Source organism: Cohnella terricola (assembly GCF_007786475.1).
GTDB lineage: Bacteria > Bacillota > Bacilli > Paenibacillales > Paenibacillaceae > Cohnella > Cohnella terricola.
Window position 1 is genome coordinate 51418 of the sequence record NZ_VNJJ01000003.1, and the last position, 16445, is coordinate 67862.

The 16445-nt window shown below is 52.9% G+C and carries 14 protein-coding genes; 12 read left to right on the plus strand and 2 right to left on the minus strand.

The window, feature by feature from the left end; translation table 11 throughout:
* Positions 1–36: 36 nt before the first annotated feature.
* The 11 genes from FPZ45_RS05845 (at position 37) to pflA (ending at position 11892) form a co-directional block, all read left to right on the plus strand.
* Positions 37–552 (plus strand): RNA polymerase sigma factor, encoded by a 516-nt coding sequence (locus FPZ45_RS05845; RefSeq protein ID WP_144699391.1) that lies wholly within the window; start codon positions 37–39, stop codon positions 550–552.
* Positions 549–1520 carry a hypothetical protein gene (locus FPZ45_RS05850; protein ID WP_144699393.1) on the plus strand — a complete coding sequence of 324 codons (972 nt, stop codon included), beginning with the start codon at positions 549–551 and terminating at the stop codon, positions 1518–1520. Before FPZ45_RS05845 ends, FPZ45_RS05850 begins: the two co-directional genes overlap by 4 nt.
* A 123-nt stretch (positions 1521–1643) precedes the next feature.
* Positions 1644–2369: an ABC transporter ATP-binding protein gene (locus tag FPZ45_RS05855; protein ID WP_144699395.1), complete on the plus strand. Its 726-nt coding sequence runs from the start codon at positions 1644–1646 to the stop codon at positions 2367–2369.
* Positions 2366–3418, plus strand: coding sequence for an ABC transporter permease (locus FPZ45_RS05860; RefSeq protein WP_144699397.1), 1053 nt, complete (start codon positions 2366–2368; stop codon positions 3416–3418). The genes FPZ45_RS05855 and FPZ45_RS05860 overlap by 4 nt, the downstream gene beginning before the upstream one ends.
* Positions 3419–3439: 21 nt before the next feature.
* Positions 3440–4096, plus strand: coding sequence for a TetR/AcrR family transcriptional regulator (locus tag FPZ45_RS05865; protein WP_186438245.1), 657 nt, complete (start codon positions 3440–3442; stop codon positions 4094–4096).
* 440 nt (positions 4097–4536) lie between these two features.
* On the plus strand, positions 4537–5055 hold the full coding sequence (locus tag FPZ45_RS05870; RefSeq protein ID WP_144699401.1) for a hemerythrin domain-containing protein: 519 nt from the start codon (positions 4537–4539) through the stop codon (positions 5053–5055).
* Between the two features lie 46 nt (positions 5056–5101).
* Complete coding sequence (locus FPZ45_RS05875; protein WP_144699403.1) at positions 5102–5656, plus strand: DoxX family membrane protein; 555 nt, start codon at positions 5102–5104, stop codon at positions 5654–5656.
* A gap of 26 nt (positions 5657–5682) precedes the next feature.
* Positions 5683–6168: a hemerythrin domain-containing protein gene (locus FPZ45_RS05880; protein ID WP_144699405.1), complete on the plus strand. Its 486-nt coding sequence runs from the start codon at positions 5683–5685 to the stop codon at positions 6166–6168.
* A gap of 15 nt (positions 6169–6183) precedes the next feature.
* Positions 6184–8793 (plus strand): bifunctional acetaldehyde-CoA/alcohol dehydrogenase, encoded by a 2610-nt coding sequence (gene adhE, locus FPZ45_RS05885; RefSeq protein WP_144699407.1) that lies wholly within the window; start codon positions 6184–6186, stop codon positions 8791–8793.
* A 24-nt stretch (positions 8794–8817) separates the two neighbouring features.
* Positions 8818–11094 (plus strand): formate C-acetyltransferase, encoded by a 2277-nt coding sequence (pflB, locus tag FPZ45_RS05890; protein ID WP_425456959.1) that lies wholly within the window; start codon positions 8818–8820, stop codon positions 11092–11094.
* Between the two features lie 57 nt (positions 11095–11151).
* Positions 11152–11892 carry a pyruvate formate-lyase-activating protein gene (gene pflA, locus FPZ45_RS05895; protein ID WP_144699409.1) on the plus strand — a complete coding sequence of 247 codons (741 nt, stop codon included), beginning with the start codon at positions 11152–11154 and terminating at the stop codon, positions 11890–11892.
* Positions 11893–12246: 354 nt separating this feature from the next.
* Here the strand turns inward: pflA and FPZ45_RS05900 are convergent, their stop codons facing one another.
* On the minus strand, positions 12247–13533 hold the full coding sequence (locus FPZ45_RS05900) for a class II aldolase/adducin family protein (protein WP_144699410.1): 1287 nt from the start codon (positions 13531–13533) through the stop codon (positions 12247–12249).
* A gap of 204 nt (positions 13534–13737) precedes the next feature.
* On the opposite strand from FPZ45_RS05900, the gene FPZ45_RS05905 reads away from it, so the two are divergent.
* Entirely contained in the window at positions 13738–14169 is a 432-nt protein-coding gene (locus FPZ45_RS05905; RefSeq protein WP_186438246.1) for a universal stress protein, read from the plus strand.
* A gap of 65 nt (positions 14170–14234) precedes the next feature.
* Here the strand turns inward: FPZ45_RS05905 and FPZ45_RS05910 are convergent, their stop codons facing one another.
* Positions 14235–16370 (minus strand): heavy metal translocating P-type ATPase, encoded by a 2136-nt coding sequence (locus FPZ45_RS05910; RefSeq protein ID WP_144699414.1) that lies wholly within the window; start codon positions 16368–16370, stop codon positions 14235–14237.
* Positions 16371–16445: the final 75 nt, after the last annotated feature.

Sequence of the window (16445 nt, forward strand, 5' to 3'; positions counted from 1 at the left end):
AATAGAGAAATGTTAGAAGCGCAAGGAGGTGAAGCGATGGACGGCCATGCGAGAATCGAGCAGTGGTTTATGGAGTACGGCTCGGATGTACATCATTTTCTTGTCTATTATACAGGTTGGGACCATGTGGACGATCTCGTTCAGGACGTTTTCGTGAAAGCGCTTATAGGCATACGTCGGTACGAAGGCAGATCGAGCCCGAAAACTTGGCTTTTCTCGATTGCTCGCAGAGTGGCGATCGACGAGCAAAGAAAGAGAAAACGGAGAAGCTTGCATGCATCCCGCTATAGGAGCGAGAACTGTCCTCCGGATCGGACACCCGAAGAAATCATATTTCTTCGGCAAGATTTGGCCGACGCGCATAGCTGCGTGATGAAACTTAAAAGGTCTTACCGGGACGTATTATTTTTGCGGGTGATGGAGAAATTGTCCGCCGCCGAAGCCGCGGAGGTGCTCGGTTGGTCGGTAACGAGGGTTAACGTGACTTTACACCGGGCGATTCGAAAGGCGCGATTCGTCTATGAGGAATTGAATGGAGGTGTAGGGGAGTGAATCGAGAACAACGAGGAAATGAAGTGCTTGATCTGCTTGAGGCCATGCCGCGAAGGCCGCTCGATCCGGGGAAAGAGGAAGACATTCTGTATACCCTTCGTCATATGTCCACGTCATCCGAACGGCGGAATGGAATACTTCTAGCCAAAATCGTGGGAGGCATACTCGCTGTCGGCGCCGTTTTTCTTTGCTTGGTGTTATTGTTGCCTGTTATCTCGAATACCGAGGGGATAAGCCGATGGTTCTCAGCAGCGACCCCGCCTCTATATTCGGGAGAGGACGCCGAGATTAGCCCGATTTTTGATCTTGTGGATAAGGAAGGCCGAATCGTATATCCCGACCGTCTTATCGGGATCAAAAGTAAGATCGCTTTTACATTTGATCAAAGAGGTTTTATCGCTAAGTCCACAGATACAGTATCGAAAATCTTTTGGGTCGTTTGGGGAGATCCTGCGGAACTGAGAGGCGCATCTTTGGTGGCCAAAGGAACGAACCTCGATACGGGAGAAACATTCACGGTGAACGAAAGCAAGCTAGGCGGGCCGTACTACGGATACGACGCTAGCGTCGTGACTGCGTTTAACTCGTTCCCGAGCAAAGGCAAATGGCGGATCGACGTTGAACTGAACGGGAAGCTGTACGGCACAATCGTCGTTCCCGTTAAGGCGGAATACATCCATACGGAGCGCTACCGTTTTATGATATCGGAAGACGATGCGCTAACCGGAAATAACGAAACGACGCTGATTGTCCCGGGACACGACCAGCCTGACACGCTCGACGTGATTGCTCAACTCAAAGATTCTTCCGGCCAGGCGAGCCGATCAACTTTCCGTAAGACGGGAGATTTCATTCAGTCGTCGACATTGGAACCGGTTACGGAGTATTCCGGGACGCTGCGCTTCGACCGACCTGGGCGATGGCAAATTGAATTAATGGGCGAGAAGACGTCAATCGAAGTCAAGTAGCTTTAGTTAGGCGAAGGACGGCATCTGCTATAGAGCAGGGCCGTTTTTTTGTCATTGACAGAGAGCTTGTTTACTTCTTAAAATATGAGTAATCACTCACTTTTTTATGCGGAGGTTATCCTAATGGATTATGCCGTACAAGTCGACCAGGTCAGCAAAAGCTACGGCCACAAAGCCGTACTCGACAACGTGTCGCTGCAGATACGAGAAGGACAAATCTACGGTTTGATCGGCCCTTCGGGGGCGGGCAAGACGACGCTGGTGAAAATGTTGGTGGGCATGGAGCGGGCGGATCGCGGTAACGTTACGGTGCTGAACGAGACGATGCCGAATCTGGAGCTGCTCCAGGAGATCGGGTACATGGCCCAATCCGACGCGTTATACGCGGAATTGACGGGTGAGGAGAACTTGTCTTTCTTCGCCGCGCTATTCAAGCTAGGGAAGACGGAGCGCAAGCGGAGAATCGCCTACGCGGCCGATCTGGTCAATCTGTCCGGCGTATTGAATAAGAGAGTGTCTGCGTACTCGGGGGGCATGAAGCGGCGTCTATCCCTGGCAATCGCGCTCATCCAAGATCCGCGTATTCTTATTCTCGACGAACCGACCGTTGGCATCGATCCGCAGCTGCGGTTGTCCATCTGGAGCGAATTGCAGCGATTAAAGGAAGTCGAGGGCAAAACGATTATCGTGACGACGCACGTCATGGACGAAGCGGGAAGATGCGATGTTCTCGCCATGGTGCGGGACGGCAGGATACTCACGAGCGGAACGCCACAGGAACTGATGGCGCATTACGGGGCCAGCAATCTGGAAGAAGTATTCCTGCAAGCAGGGGGGATCCAAGTATGAGGACGGGAGCGTTAATCGTAAGAATTTGCCGCCAGATGTCCCGGGACAAAAGAACGCTTGCTCTTCTATTTGTCGCGCCATTGCTCATATTAACGTTGATGTACTATGTTTTTAACGGTGGAGAAGCAGGCAATCCTCGTTTAGGCGCCGTGAACGTCGACTTACAGCTTGCGCAACTGCTAGAAAAAGCAAACATCGATGTCGTAAATGTCGAATCAGCAGGAGATGCTGCCGACACAATCGCGGAGCACGATCTGGATGGCATTCTGACGAACGCGAACGGGAAGCTAACGTTAGCGCTGGAGAACGGCGATCCTTCGAAAGCGAAAGCATTGCAGATGAAGATCGGCCAGGCCGCAGTCGCGAGATCACTGCTCGCTATGAACGTTCCGCTTACGGACGCAGGCGAGATTGGTATGGAGACACATTATGTGTACGGCAGCGTAGACTCTACCTTTTTCGATGTACTCAGCCCGATTCTCGTCGGTTTTTTTGTATTTTTCTTTGTGTTTCTCATTTCGGGGATCGGTTTGCTGCGCGAAAGAACGACGGGCACGTTGGAACGTCTCATGTCGACGCCGATCCGCCGAAGGGAAGTATTGACCGGGTATTTGACTGGTTACGGCATTTTTGCCGTCATTCAGACTGTGATCGTCGTCCTCTACGCGATCAACGTGCTGGATCTTACGCTCGCGGGATCAATCTGGAACGTGTTGCTCGTCAACCTGTTGCTTGCGCTCGTCGCGCTGTCGCTCGGTATTTTATTGTCCACGTTCGCGGCCTCCGAGTTCCAGATGGTCCAATTCATTCCGATCGTCGTGGTTCCCCAGGTGTTCTTTGCCGGAATTTTGCCGCTTGATGGCATGGCGGACTGGCTTCAGGCGCTTGGACGGATCATGCCGCTCTATTATGCGGCGGATGCTCTGAAGGGAATCATGTACAGAGGAGAGGGCTTTGGCGGTATCTTCGTCGATCTGCTCGTTCTCGTCGGTTTCGCCGCGATTTTTATCACGTTAAACGTACTTGCCTTGAAGAGATATCGCAAATAAAGAAACGGAGAAGAAATGGAAATGTCGACTCACAATATTCTCGACCAGATGTTGTCCGAAGCCAAATTATCGAAAAAAGATACAGCCAAACAGCAGCGAATCCTACATGCCGCCATCGCTTTGTTCGCAGAAAAAGGGTTCGCCAATACGTCCACGAGCGAGATCGCCAAAAACTCAGGCGTAGCGGAAGGTACGATATTTCGTCATTACGGGACGAAAGAGAATTTGCTCATCGCGGTTATCGTTCCATTTTTGAAACAATCGCTCCCGATGATGGCGAAGGAGGTTTTCGAGGAGATCAATCCGAGCAAACACGCCCGTTTCGAGGATTTCATACGCGCCTTATTCTTGAACCGTATGCGATTTTTTCGGGAGAACAAGGACATTTTCCGCGTCGTCGTCAAAGAATTTGTGTATCGGGAAGAACTGCGGACGGAGCTGCTCACGCACGTGAACAAGGAAATCGTCGGATATTTGAACCAAGCTTTAGATTACTCCAAAGGGAAGGGTGAACTGCCCGATCGGCCGAACGGTTATCTGTTGAAGCTGATCTTTCCGTATATTTTCAGTCAATTCGTGATTCGTTTCGTACTCTCCGCCAAGGAACCGGACGTCCCCGATGAGGTTGAAGCCGATGCGATCGTCAAATTCGTCGTCAACGGAATACGGAGTTGTTAAACCTATCGTTAGAATTGTTAAACAAGGCTGCTCATGCAAATGCATGGCAGCCTTGTTTAGCGTTAAATGCGTTCGGTCTTAATCGCGTCCTTCAAACGCGATGAGATTTCTGCCCATCAAGTAGATCGCGAACATGCCGCCAAACAACATCGCTAATAAGAAAATAATATAAAACAAACAGAACACCTCCTGATGTCATGGCCGACCGCTTAGGTATTTCGATACAGCGAGCGGCTTTTGTTGGGTTGAGACCAATGTAAATGATCCTCCGCACGCTGTAACCATCCAATCTCAAGTGTTGATGACCATCCAATCTTCTATAGACACCCGCAAGCCATAAAGATTAGAACACTTTGTTAAAATGTGATTTATTTCACAATATCCCTCCATATTCGGAGTTATACTTGAGCCATAAAAGAAGAGAGGATGTGAAACCCCCGATGAAATCCCACGTCCCAATCGATAGCGTCATATCCGGCGGTGACCTTCGCGAGTTGATCATCGACTCCACCGTCGCAAGAGCCAAGCAAGAACACGAACTGCTGAGCGAAGAGCTCAGAGAGATTTACGAACAAGCGTGCACCATCCGAAGAGGGCAGGACGCGAAACGGTTGAACCGGGAAATCCGCCAATTAGGCGACAGCGTCAAACACTTCTTGAAACACTGGACAGCGCACACGCAATGGGAAGACGATGAACTGTTCCCTAGCGCCGCATCCGTTCTAGGCGCGGAGCCCGATCTATTCTCCTTAATGGAACACGAATACGAGCTGGCAGAGCAATACATCCAAGCTTTCACGCAATTGCTCGAGAAAGCCGCAGCTCCAATCGATCAGGAAGAAGCACGAAAGATGACGACCTATCTCATCCAAGCGTACGCGGTACTCAGCAACCGATTCCGCGAAGAGGAAGAGATCATGTTGGAGCTGACGGATCGTTCCAATGCTTACGGTTTTTAGTGAAATATTACTAAATAGCTCTAAAATCTGGAAGGAGATGACCATCATGGTCACGAAATGGTTTAGAGAAAATGTATGGGCGGCAGCCGCAATCACTTTTGTCAGAGTGTACTTGGGCTGGTTGTGGCTGGATGCCGGTTGGCACAAGCTGACGGGCGGATTCGACGCTACGGGGTTCCTGAAAGGCGCGATTGCCAAACCAGTTGCGGACCATGCCACCCAAGCGGTGCTGTTCCCGAACTACACGTACTTCATCGAACACTTCGCATTACCGAACGTTAAACTCATTAATTTTCTGATCCCAGTCGGAGAGACGTTGATCGGTATCGGGCTCATCGTAGGCGGATTGGTTGCCACGGCCGCATTCTTCGGAATTATGCTGAACCTGATGTTCGTCTTTGCCGGCACCGTAAGCACGAACCCTTGGCTACTGACGCTAGGCTTCCTCGTTTTCATGGCAGGCGCGAATGCAGGGCGCTTCGGACTTGACTACTACTTGATGCCTCTGATTCGCAAAGGCTGGACGAAGATAAGAGCCGGCCATGGCAAAACGGATAACACCGACCACCGTGGCATCGGCGGCAAAATCGTGCCTCACTAACGACAACGCGAAGGAGGGAAACTGCAATGCCGCAATCCGGGTCTCCATTGCTCGATCTCTATTTAAGCTACGATCAATGGAAAGAAGAGCACGACGCGCTTCACCTCAGATTACGCGAGCTTTGCAATCTGATGAGATGGAATCCCGGCAATTACGACCAACCTTGCTGGGATTCCCATTTCCGCAAAGTTCATGGCATGTTCGTCGATTTTATGAAGGATTGGCGGAACCATCTCGTGAAGGAACGCAAAGTCATCTATCCGATCGCCAGAACCGCAATATGCGGGGGGAAAATGGGGCCTTCCGCCGTGCTTGAACAGGAAGACGCGATTGCCGGACAATTCTACGAGGCTTATCTTCAAGGCGTTGAGGAAGGCGAATCGCCAGAAAATTGCCTCTCCAGATTGTTGCAAGTGTTGTTGATCATCGCCGAACATTTCCGGATGGAGGACGAGACGGTTGTCCCGGCCGCGGAACGTCTGATGGACGAAATCGAATACATTGGTTCATAGAGGAGGCATGCCACGATGGCAGCGAAACAGCAAGCACAGGAAACGTTTTTGAACGTGCAAAACGAAATCGACAAACTGGCCGAACGGGCCAGGAAAGCGCAAGAAAACTATATGTTGCTAGATCAGGAGGCAGTGGATCGAATCGTGCAACGGATGGCGCTTGCTGGACTAGACCAACATATGCAACTAGCCAAAATGGCGGTAGAGGAAACCGGACGCGGGGTATACGAGGACAAAATCACCAAAAACATATTCGCCACCGAATACATCTACCATAATATCAAGAACGAGAAAACGGTCGGCGTCATCGAAGACAATCCGTACGAGAATTACCGCGTCGTTGCCGAACCGGTCGGCGTGATCGCTGGCATTACGCCGGTGACGAATCCGACATCTACGACGATGTTCAAATCGCTGATCGCGGCCAAGACGCGCAACCCGATCATCTTCGCGTTCCACCCTTCTGCGCAGCGTTCCAGTCGGGAAGCCGCCAAGACGCTGCTCGAAGCGGCGGTCGCAGCGGGAGCGCCTGAACATTGCATCCAGTGGATTGAGACGCCTTCCGTAGAAGCGACGCAACTGCTCATGAACCATAAGGACGTCGCGCTCGTTCTCGCGACCGGCGGTTCCGCGATGGTGAAGGCCGCTTATAGCACCGGCAAGCCGGCGCTCGGCGTAGGCCCAGGCAACGTGCCGTGCTTCATCGAGAAAACCGCCGACCTGAATCAGGCCGTGACTGACTTGATCTTATCCAAGACGTTCGACAACGGAATGATCTGCGCATCCGAACAAGCGGTCATTCTCGAAGAGCCGATCTACGACGCGGCGAAAAAGCTCATGATCCGACACGGCTGTTACTTCCTGAACAAAGAAGAGACCGAGAAAGTCTCCGCATTGGTCATCAATCCGGAGAAATGCGCGGTCAATGCGGTCATCGTAGGCCAGCACGCGACGAAGATCGCGGAGATGGCGGGGATCAAAGTTCCAGCGGATACGAAGATGCTAGTCGCAGAGCTTGCCGGCGTCGGAGAGAAGTACCCGCTGTCCGCGGAAAAATTAAGTCCGGTTCTAGCTTGCTATAAAGTAAAAACCGCCGAGCAAGGTATCGAGCGAGCTGCTCAAGTCGTCGCATATGGCGGCATGGGCCACTCATCGGTCATCCATTCGAACGACCAGGCGGTCATCGCGGCGTTCTCGGCCCGACTGCAAACCGGCCGCATCATCGTTAATGCTCCGTCGACACATGGCGCGATCGGCGACATCTATAACACGAACCTTCCTTCGTTAACGCTTGGCTGCGGATCGTACGGACACAACTCGACGACGTCCAACGTCACCGCGGTTAACCTGATCAACATGAAACGCGTCGCCTATCGGACGCTGAACATGCAATGGTTCAAGGTTCCGCCGAAAGTATACTTCGAGCGTGGGTCGACGCAATATTTGGAAAAAATGCCGGATATCACTCGCGTCATGATCGTCACAGACGCTGCGATGGTAAAGCTCGGGTACGCGGAGAAAGTGGAGTATTACTTGCGCAAACGCAAAAATCCGGTCGCGATCGAGATTTTCTCTGAAGTCGAGCCCGATCCTTCCACCGATACGGTAGAGCGGGGAACGCGGTTGATGGCGCAATTCAAGCCGGACTGCATCATCGCCCTCGGCGGCGGATCGCCGATGGACGCGGCGAAAGCGATGTGGCTGTTCTACGAATATCCGGATACGAACTTCGATTCGCTGAAGATGAAGTTCCTCGATATTCGCAAACGGATCTACAAGTATCCACGGCTCGGTCAGAAGGCGAAATTCGTCGCCATCCCGACGACGTCGGGTACGGGCTCTGAAGTGACGTCGTTCGCCGTCATTACCGACAAGAACAAAGGCAATACGAAGTATCCGTTGGCCGATTACGAACTGACGCCCGATGTCGCCATTATCGACCCGGATTACGTGTACAGCCTGCCTAAGACAGCTGTAGCCGACACCGGCATGGACGTTCTCACTCACGCGATCGAAGCGTACGTCTCGGTCATGGCAAACGATTATACGGATGGCTTGGCGCTCAAGGCGGTCCAGCTCGTGTTCGAGAACCTGGAAGATTCCTATCATCGCGCCGACCCTCGTGCTCGCGAGAAAATGCATAATGCTTCGACGATCGCGGGTATGGCTTTCGCGAACGCGTTCCTCGGCATCAACCACAGCTTGGCGCACAAATGGGGCGGCCAATACCACACGGCCCACGGACGCACGAATGCGATTCTAATGCCACACGTCATTCGCTATAACGGGCAAGCGCCGACGAAGTTCGCTTCGTTCCCGAAATACGACCACTTCGTCGCCGATAAGCGCTATGCCGATATCGCCAGGTTGCTCGGTCTGCCTTGCCGTACGACGGAAGAAGGCGTGAAGAGCCTGATCGAAGCGATCCGCAAGTTGAATCGTTCGCTGGACATTCCGGAATCGTTCCAGGCGCTCGGTTTCGACGCGAACGATTTCGAAAGCCGCGTCGACTACTTGGCCGATCGCGCATTCGAAGACCAATGTACGACCGCCAATCCGCGGATGCCGTTGGTGACGGAACTTGCCGACGTGTATCGGAACGCCTTCTACGGAAAATTCGAATAACTTCAGACACGGGAGGATACGACGATGGCAACTACGGAAATGGGATTACGGAAACCTCTCGGCGAAAGCCGAGAGGACGGTTGGAGAGGGTACCGGGCGGGACGCTGGCAGAAGCATATCGACGTCAACGATTTTCTCGGGCTGAACCTGACGCCTTACGAAGGAGACGAGAAGTTTCTAGCTTCTCCGACTGTGGGGACGAAGAAACTGTGGGAGGACGTTCTCGAGTTACTGAAGCAGGAGCGCGTCAACGGCGGCGTGCTCGACATCGATACGGAGACGGTATCGACGATCACCTCCCATAAGCCCGGTTACATCGATAAAGCGCTAGAGCAGATCGTCGGCTTGCAGACTGACGCTCCGCTTAAGCGGTCCGTGCAACCTTTTGGCGGTATCCGAATGGTGGTAGACGCTTGCGAAGCTTACGGATATAAGCTTCCCGATGAGATCATCAAGATGTTTACCGACATTCGCAAAACCCATAACCAAGGCGTATTCGACGCCTATACGGGAGAGATGAAGCTGGCTCGCAAAGCCGGAATCATCACGGGGCTGCCTGACGCGTACGGACGCGGACGGATTATCGGGGATTATCGCAGAGTCGCGCTTTACGGCGTTGATCGGCTGATCGAGGACAAAAAAGCGGATTTGTTGCAGCTTGAAAAGGATGCAATCGACGAGCATGTCATCCGGGCGCGCGAGGAATTGTCCGAGCAAATCCGCAGCTTGAGCGAACTGAAAACGATGGCGGCCGATTACGGCTTCGATATCTCGAAACCGGCAGCGAACGCCAAAGAAGCGGTGCAATGGCTCTACTTCGCTTATTTGGCGGCGATCAAGGAACAGAACGGCGCGGCGATGAGTCTGGGACGCGTCTCTAGCTTCCTCGACGTTTACATCGAACGCGATATGAAGGAAGGAACGCTTAACGAAGATCAGGCGCAAGAACTGATTGACCATCTCGTCATGAAGCTTCGATTGGTCAAGTTCCTTCGTACGCCCGACTACAACGATTTGTTCAGTGGAGACCCGACGTGGGTCACAGAATCGATCGGCGGGATGGGAAATGACGGCAGAACGAGAGTGACGCGTAACTCGTTCCGGTTCCTTCATACGTTGTACAACCTGGGACCAGCGCCGGAGCCGAACTTGACGGTGCTCTGGTCGACGAGACTGCCGGAAGGATTCAAAAATTTCTGCGCGAAAGTGTCCGTGGATACCAGCTCGATTCAGTACGAGAACGATGATATCATGCGTCCAATCTACGGTGACGACTACGGAATCGCTTGTTGCGTATCCGCGATGCGAATCGGCAAGCAAATGCAATTTTTCGGCGCGCGGGCCAACCTGGCGAAAGCGCTGCTGTACGCCATCAATGGAGGCAAAGACGAAAAGCTGGGCATCCAGGTCGGACCGGCCTTGGCTCCGCTTGGCGGAGATAAACTCGATTTCGCGGAAGTCATGCAGCGTTATGACCAAATGCTCGACTGGCTCGCCAAGCTATACATGAACACACTGAACGTGATTCACTATATGCACGACAAATACAGCTACGAACGGATCGAAATGGCGCTCCACGATACGGAAATCCTCCGGACGATGGCCTGCGGCATCGCCGGTCTCTCAGTCGTCGCCGACTCGCTCAGCGCGATCAAGCACGCCAAGGTCAAGCCGATTCGCAACGAGCAAGGGCTTGCCGTCGACTTCGAGATCGAAGGAGAGTATCCGCAATACGGCAACAATGATGCGAGAGTGGATGATCTTGCCGTCACGCTTACCGAGACGTTTATGAACAAACTTCGCAAGCACCGGGCTTACCGCGATGCGCTCCCGACGATGTCGGTGCTGACGATCACTTCCAACGTCGTCTACGGGAAGAAAACGGGCAGCACGCCGGACGGCCGCAAAGCGGGCGAACCGTTCGCGCCTGGCGCCAACCCGATGCACGGCAGGGACCGCAAAGGGGCGCTCGCGTCGCTCAATTCGGTCGCCAAGCTGCCTTATGAAAGCTGCCTCGACGGCATCTCGAACACGTTCTCGATCATCCCGAAAGCGCTCGGTCGGGAAGCGGACGACCGCGTACGGAATCTGGTGTCGCTGCTCGACGGTTATGCCGCACAGAAAGGGCATCATCTGAACATCAACGTGTTTAACCGCGAGCAGTTGATGGATGCGATGGAGCACCCGGAAAATTATCCGCAGCTGACGATCCGCGTGTCGGGATATGCGGTCAACTTCATCAAACTGACGCGCGAGCAACAGCTGGACGTAATCAACAGAACGTTCCACGGATCGGTCTAATCAAGGCAATTGTACAAGAGAGAAAATAGAGATAGAGAGAGGGAAGGAGTGGACACGATGAGCCATACGGGGAGAATCCACTCTCTCGAAACGTTTGGAACGGTGGACGGACCGGGAATCCGGTTCGTCCTGTTCCTCCAAGGCTGCGCGCTGCAGTGCCGCTACTGTCATAATCCAGACTCGTGGGATACGCAAGCCGGCACGCTGCGGAGCGTAGACGATATTTTGGGGGAAATCGAGCCTTACATCGAGTACTATCGCCGTTCCGGCGGGGGCATCACGGTGACGGGAGGCGAGCCGACGCTGCAAGCGCCATTCGTTGCCGAACTGTTCCGGGAATGCAAGGAAAGATGGGGATTGCATACCGCGCTTGATTCCTCGGGTTTCTGCGAACCGAGCCACGCCAATGCTCTTCTTAACGTAACGGATCTCGTGCTGCTCGACCTGAAGCGAATGGATCGTGAGGGCCACCGGGAATTGACGAGCCAGCCGAACGATCGCATTCTCACTTTCGCCAAGCATCTATCTGATCGCGGTTCGAAAATGTGGATTCGCAGAGTGCTCGTACCGGGTTGGACGGACGGAGTGGACGAACTGATCGGCCTCGGCCGGTTCATCGGGCAATTGCGCGGCGTCGCGAAAATCGAAGTGCTGCCGTACCACCGGATGGGCGTATACAAGTGGCAGCAGCTCGGCAAAACGTACCCGCTAGAGGGTATTATGGAACCGAGCCCGGCTGAGATCGAACGTGCTTACCGATTGATCGACCAAGGCATTCACTCCGCAGCCGCTGAGTAAACAGCCTTCTAGAAAAAAAGCGACACCATCCGGATTCCGGAATAGGTGTCGCTTATTTTTGCAAATGCGGCTCGAAACTAAATTGCACAGAATAAGCGAACAACTAGCGCAGCACCGGACCACACGCCGGGAATTACTCGAAATAATCGAACTACTCGCGCAGCACCGGACCAAACCCCGGGAATTACTCGAAATAATCGAACTACTCGCGCAGCACCGGACCAAACGCCGGGAATTACTCGAAATAATCGAACTACTTGACTCTCACCGATCCACAGCAAACAAATTAACCTCAGTGACGAAATATGGGGATGTCCCAAAGATGAATTTGGAACTGCCCCATCTACTTTTGCTCTACAGCTTAAATGCGATTTCCAGCTCCCGGATTCGATTCTGATCGATGTTTACGATATCGCCGAGGCAGATTGCCGATAGGAGCGCTTTGGCGCTGTATTCCGCAACTTCAAGCCGATCGAAAGCGTTCAGCAAACTTTGTCCGGTTACGATCGCACAATTGTTCTCGACAATGGCGATCGGCGTATCTTTCGTGAACCGCGCCGCGGTCGCTTCCGTATCTCCATAGACGGCATCGAAAGCAAGCTTCGGAGCGTTGCGCATCAAAATATAACTTTCCGGAATCGTACGCGAATCCAACTCGTTATCCGTAACCGCGAACGCCATCACGTTAGGCGGGTGAGCGATAATAACGCTGTTGATATGCGGATGCATCTCGTATATTTCCTGATGGAGCCGCACAGAGCGGCTAGGTATTTTGCCTGCTTCCGACGCGCCGTTCTCGATGCGAACGAGGTCCTCGGGCTCCAAATATTTGCGGTCCGATCCGTAAGGCGTAATGACGAACGAACCGTCGGCAAGCCGCTGGGAGAACGTCCCTTGCGTGCTCGTAAACAGGCGCTGGTCGTACGCCCGTTTGATCAAGACGCACATATCTCTGCGGATTGCTCGTTCTTCCGTCCCGTAGGCGGTGGGCTCGAACGTCTCGAGATCGACTCCGTCGCCGGTCTTCACGGCGAGGAATTGTTCGTCGGACAGGATAGAAGGCGTCCCGATTCTACGAGCGTTAATCTCGAGCCGTGCGCAGAAATCAAGCGTCTCGAAGCACTGGAACGCTTGGAACAAGTCGGTTCCTCCAACGACGACGCCGTGATTTTCCAGCATGACCGCGTTGATTCCGCGCTTGAACACGGAAGCGATGTTCTCGCCGAGCTCCCGGCTGCCGGGCAAAGCGTAGGTGGCCATGTCGATCTCGCCGCAAATTTGTCTTTCGTTGGGGAGCAGCCTTGTATCGGGAATCCGCCGAACGATACTGAAGGAGACGAGTGCGGGCGGATGAGCGTGCACGACCGCTCTAAGATCGGGCCTTGCATCGTAGATCAGCCGATGAAAAGGAAATTCGCTGGAAGGCCTATGGTGTCCGACGATCGTTCCGTCCGCTTTCACGCACACAATGTCGTTTCTAGTGAGCGAACCTTTATCTATGCCTGCGGGCGTGATCCAAATATTATTTTCCTCATCGAGAATAGACAGATTGCCTCCTGAGGTCGTCGTCATGCCGTATCCGTAAATCCGATCCATCATGAGCAAAATTTGGTCCGCGGGGTGCAGCAAATCGTAGCGCATTCGAATACCTCCTAATAATTGCATATTGTATCTATAATGTAACACAATCTATTGGCGGCTAATGTAATGAAAGTCATAATCGGATGCCGGAATCGCTTTGTACTTTGTCCATTCGGTGAAAATGTGAAGGATGATACATTAGTCAACCATCTGACGTATGTTAAAATAGGGATAGGTCGATCATATCCATTGGGAGGGATCATCATGTCTTACCATCACATTGTAGCCGCTTACGACGGCTCTAAAGCATCGAACAAAGCGCTGGAACAGGCGATAAAATTAGTCGAGAGCAACCCGGGTAGCAGGTTGTCGGTCGCTCACGTCGTGACGCGTCCGTCCTATGCGATAGCGGGATACGGATTGATACTGCCTGAAGGTTACGAGGAGAAGATCAAGGAGTATCAAGATTCTCTCGTCCAGCAAGCTCAAGATAAAATCGCCAATCTGGCCTATGCGAAAGTCGTGATTCTCGGCGGTACCCCGTCGTCGGCGATTCTGGCATACGCCAAAGAAAACAACTGCGATCTGATCGTCATCGGGAACAGAGGGCTCGGCCCAATCCGGGAATGGATGCTCGGCAGCGTCAGCCACCATGTTGCCCAGCAAGCGCAAGTCCCTGTGTTGATCGTAAAATAAATTGAACTTCAAAACAATGCAAAAAGTCCGCATACTCTGCGGACTTTTTGGCATTTTCAAACAACTTATTTTCTTTTCTCAATTAGAATCGTCAAACTGACAAGTGTGACGAAAATAGTAGCGCCCATGTCGGATAAGATGGCAATCCATAAGCTGAGCCATCCTGGGATGGCAAGGAGCAGCGCAATCAGCTTTAATCCCATAGACACTCCGATGTTAAACCGAATCGTTCGGTTAACCTGTTTCCCGACACGAATGGCGGAAGGAAGCTTTCCGAGGTGATCCTGCATCAGTACGATGTCCGCCGTTTCGATGGCACTATCCGTTCCTTTACCCATCGCGATCCCGAGTTGCGCGGAAGCGAGAGCGGGGGCATCGTTGATGCCGTCGCCGACCATGCCGACTCTGCCTTTCGCGGCAAGCTGCTTTACGTGAGAAACTTTGTCTTCCGGGAGCAAATTCCCGTAAGCTTCGTCGACGCCGACCGCCCGAGCGACCCTATCCGCCGTCATCTGATGGTCGCCTGTCAGCATAATGGTATGCCGTATGCCGCTGCGGCGCAAGTCTTCTATGACGGCGCGGCTTTCTTCGCGAATGGCGTCCGCGATTCCGAACATGCCGAGAATCCGGCGACTGTCGGCTACGAGCACAAGGGTCAAACCATTTGCTTTGAGTTCATCGATCGAGGAACGCACGTCTTCGGACAACTCGAGGTGTTCTATGCTTTTCTCGTTGCCAAGCCAGTAGGTTTCGTTCTCATACGTCGCGGTTATTCCGCGCCCGGCGCTCGTCGATACGTTCTCGGCATCCTGAGGTTCAATGCCTGCGCGATGCACTTCTTTCATGATCGCTTTGGCGAGCGGATGGGTGGACGATTTCTCGATCGCTCCGGCAACTGTAAGGAATAGCGCTTCGTCGTAAACAACCGTCTGCTCCACGCGGGGCTCGCCCTTGGTCAGCGTTCCGGTCTTGTCGAACGCGACTGTATCCAGCTTGCCGAGCTGTTCAAGAAATACGCCGCCTTTTACCAATATTCCGTTGCGAGCGTTGCGCGTTATGCCCGAGACGATGGCGATCGGAGAGGAGAGGATAAGCGCGCAAGGGCAGCCCACGATCAAAACGGCGAGTCCTTGATACAGCCACTTCGTCCAATCGCCTCCGAAGAAGAGAGGAGGCACGACGATCACTAGTGCGGCAACGAGCATAATCAACGGCGTATAATACTTCGCGAACTTGTTGATGAATAATTCGGTCGGTGTTTTTGTTTCCTGCGCTTCTTCGACGAGATGCAAAATTTTGGCTAAAGATGAATCTTGGTAAGCTTTCGCAATGCGTACGTGAAGGACACCTTCGTTGTTGATGCTGCCGCCGAAGACGGATTCACCTTCGGCCTTCTCCACGGGAAGCGGTTCCCCGGTAATGGCCGCTTCATTGACTGAGCTGCGGCCGGAGAGGACGGATCCGTCCGAAGGAATTTGTTGGCCGGGTTTGACGACAACCGTATCCCCGACGCGCAGATCTGCGATCGGAACCGCGGTTTCGGTGCCGTTCTCGAGCCGGACGGCTTCCTTGGGCGCGACGCTCAACAGCGTCTCCATCGAGCGGCGGGCCTTCTCCATGCCGAGCCCTTCCAACAGCTCGTTAAGCCCGAAGAGAATGGCGACCAGCGTCGCTTCTTTCCAATCGCCGATGGAGACGGCTCCGACCAAGGCGATCGTCATCAACGTGTCGATGTTAAAGCGAAGGCGGAGCAGGTTTTTCAAGCCTTTATAAAAAGTCGTGTAACCGCTCAAGGCGGAAGCAATCAGATAAAGCGAGATCACGGTGAGAGACGCCGTATAACCGTCCAGCAAAATCGCTGCCACATAGATCACGGCGGAAACGATTAGCATTCCGATCATTTTTTTATTGCCATGCCCGTGCGTATGTTCGTGACTGTGATCATGACTGTCGTGACTGTGATCATGACTGTCGTGACTGTGATCGTGTTTATGGTCATGCTCGTCTGAAGGAACGATGTACGCCCGGTCAGACTTCAGAATTTCTTTAACCTTAACCAATGAAATGCGTTCATCAACGGTCAATTTTCCGCTGTTAAAGCTTAATGTAGCCGTATCCCCATGTTCAAGACGCCGAATTTCCTCTTCCAGCGTTCGGGCGCAATTGCCGCAAGACAAGCCTCCTACCCGATATTCGTTCATGCGTTCCAACTCCCAATAATAAATGAATACTTGCTCATATATTATAACTAAAATGTGGAAATGGCAATAGCCGAC

What these genes read in the sequence shown, in the direction of transcription:
- FPZ45_RS05855 (WP_144699395.1), top strand. Translation starts at nt 1,644, where the DNA reads ATGGATTATGCCGTACAAGTCGACCAGGTCAGCAAAAGCTACGGCCAC.
- FPZ45_RS05870 (WP_144699401.1), top strand. Translation starts at nt 4,537, where the DNA reads ATGAAATCCCACGTCCCAATCGATAGCGTCATATCCGGCGGTGACCTT.
- pflB (WP_425456959.1), top strand. Translation starts at nt 8,818, where the DNA reads ATGGCAACTACGGAAATGGGATTACGGAAACCTCTCGGCGAAAGCCGA.
- FPZ45_RS05880 (WP_144699405.1), top strand. Translation starts at nt 5,683, where the DNA reads ATGCCGCAATCCGGGTCTCCATTGCTCGATCTCTATTTAAGCTACGAT.
- adhE (WP_144699407.1), top strand. Translation starts at nt 6,184, where the DNA reads ATGGCAGCGAAACAGCAAGCACAGGAAACGTTTTTGAACGTGCAAAAC.
- FPZ45_RS05875 (WP_144699403.1), top strand. Translation starts at nt 5,102, where the DNA reads ATGGTCACGAAATGGTTTAGAGAAAATGTATGGGCGGCAGCCGCAATC.
- FPZ45_RS05860 (WP_144699397.1), top strand. Translation starts at nt 2,366, where the DNA reads ATGAGGACGGGAGCGTTAATCGTAAGAATTTGCCGCCAGATGTCCCGG.
- FPZ45_RS05905 (WP_186438246.1), top strand. Translation starts at nt 13,738, where the DNA reads ATGTCTTACCATCACATTGTAGCCGCTTACGACGGCTCTAAAGCATCG.
- FPZ45_RS05845 (WP_144699391.1), top strand. Translation starts at nt 37, where the DNA reads ATGGACGGCCATGCGAGAATCGAGCAGTGGTTTATGGAGTACGGCTCG.
- FPZ45_RS05910 (WP_144699414.1), bottom strand. Translation starts at nt 16,370, where the DNA reads ATGAACGAATATCGGGTAGGAGGCTTGTCTTGCGGCAATTGCGCCCGA.
- FPZ45_RS05865 (WP_186438245.1), top strand. Translation starts at nt 3,440, where the DNA reads ATGTCGACTCACAATATTCTCGACCAGATGTTGTCCGAAGCCAAATTA.
- pflA (WP_144699409.1), top strand. Translation starts at nt 11,152, where the DNA reads ATGAGCCATACGGGGAGAATCCACTCTCTCGAAACGTTTGGAACGGTG.
- FPZ45_RS05900 (WP_144699410.1), bottom strand. Translation starts at nt 13,533, where the DNA reads ATGCGCTACGATTTGCTGCACCCCGCGGACCAAATTTTGCTCATGATG.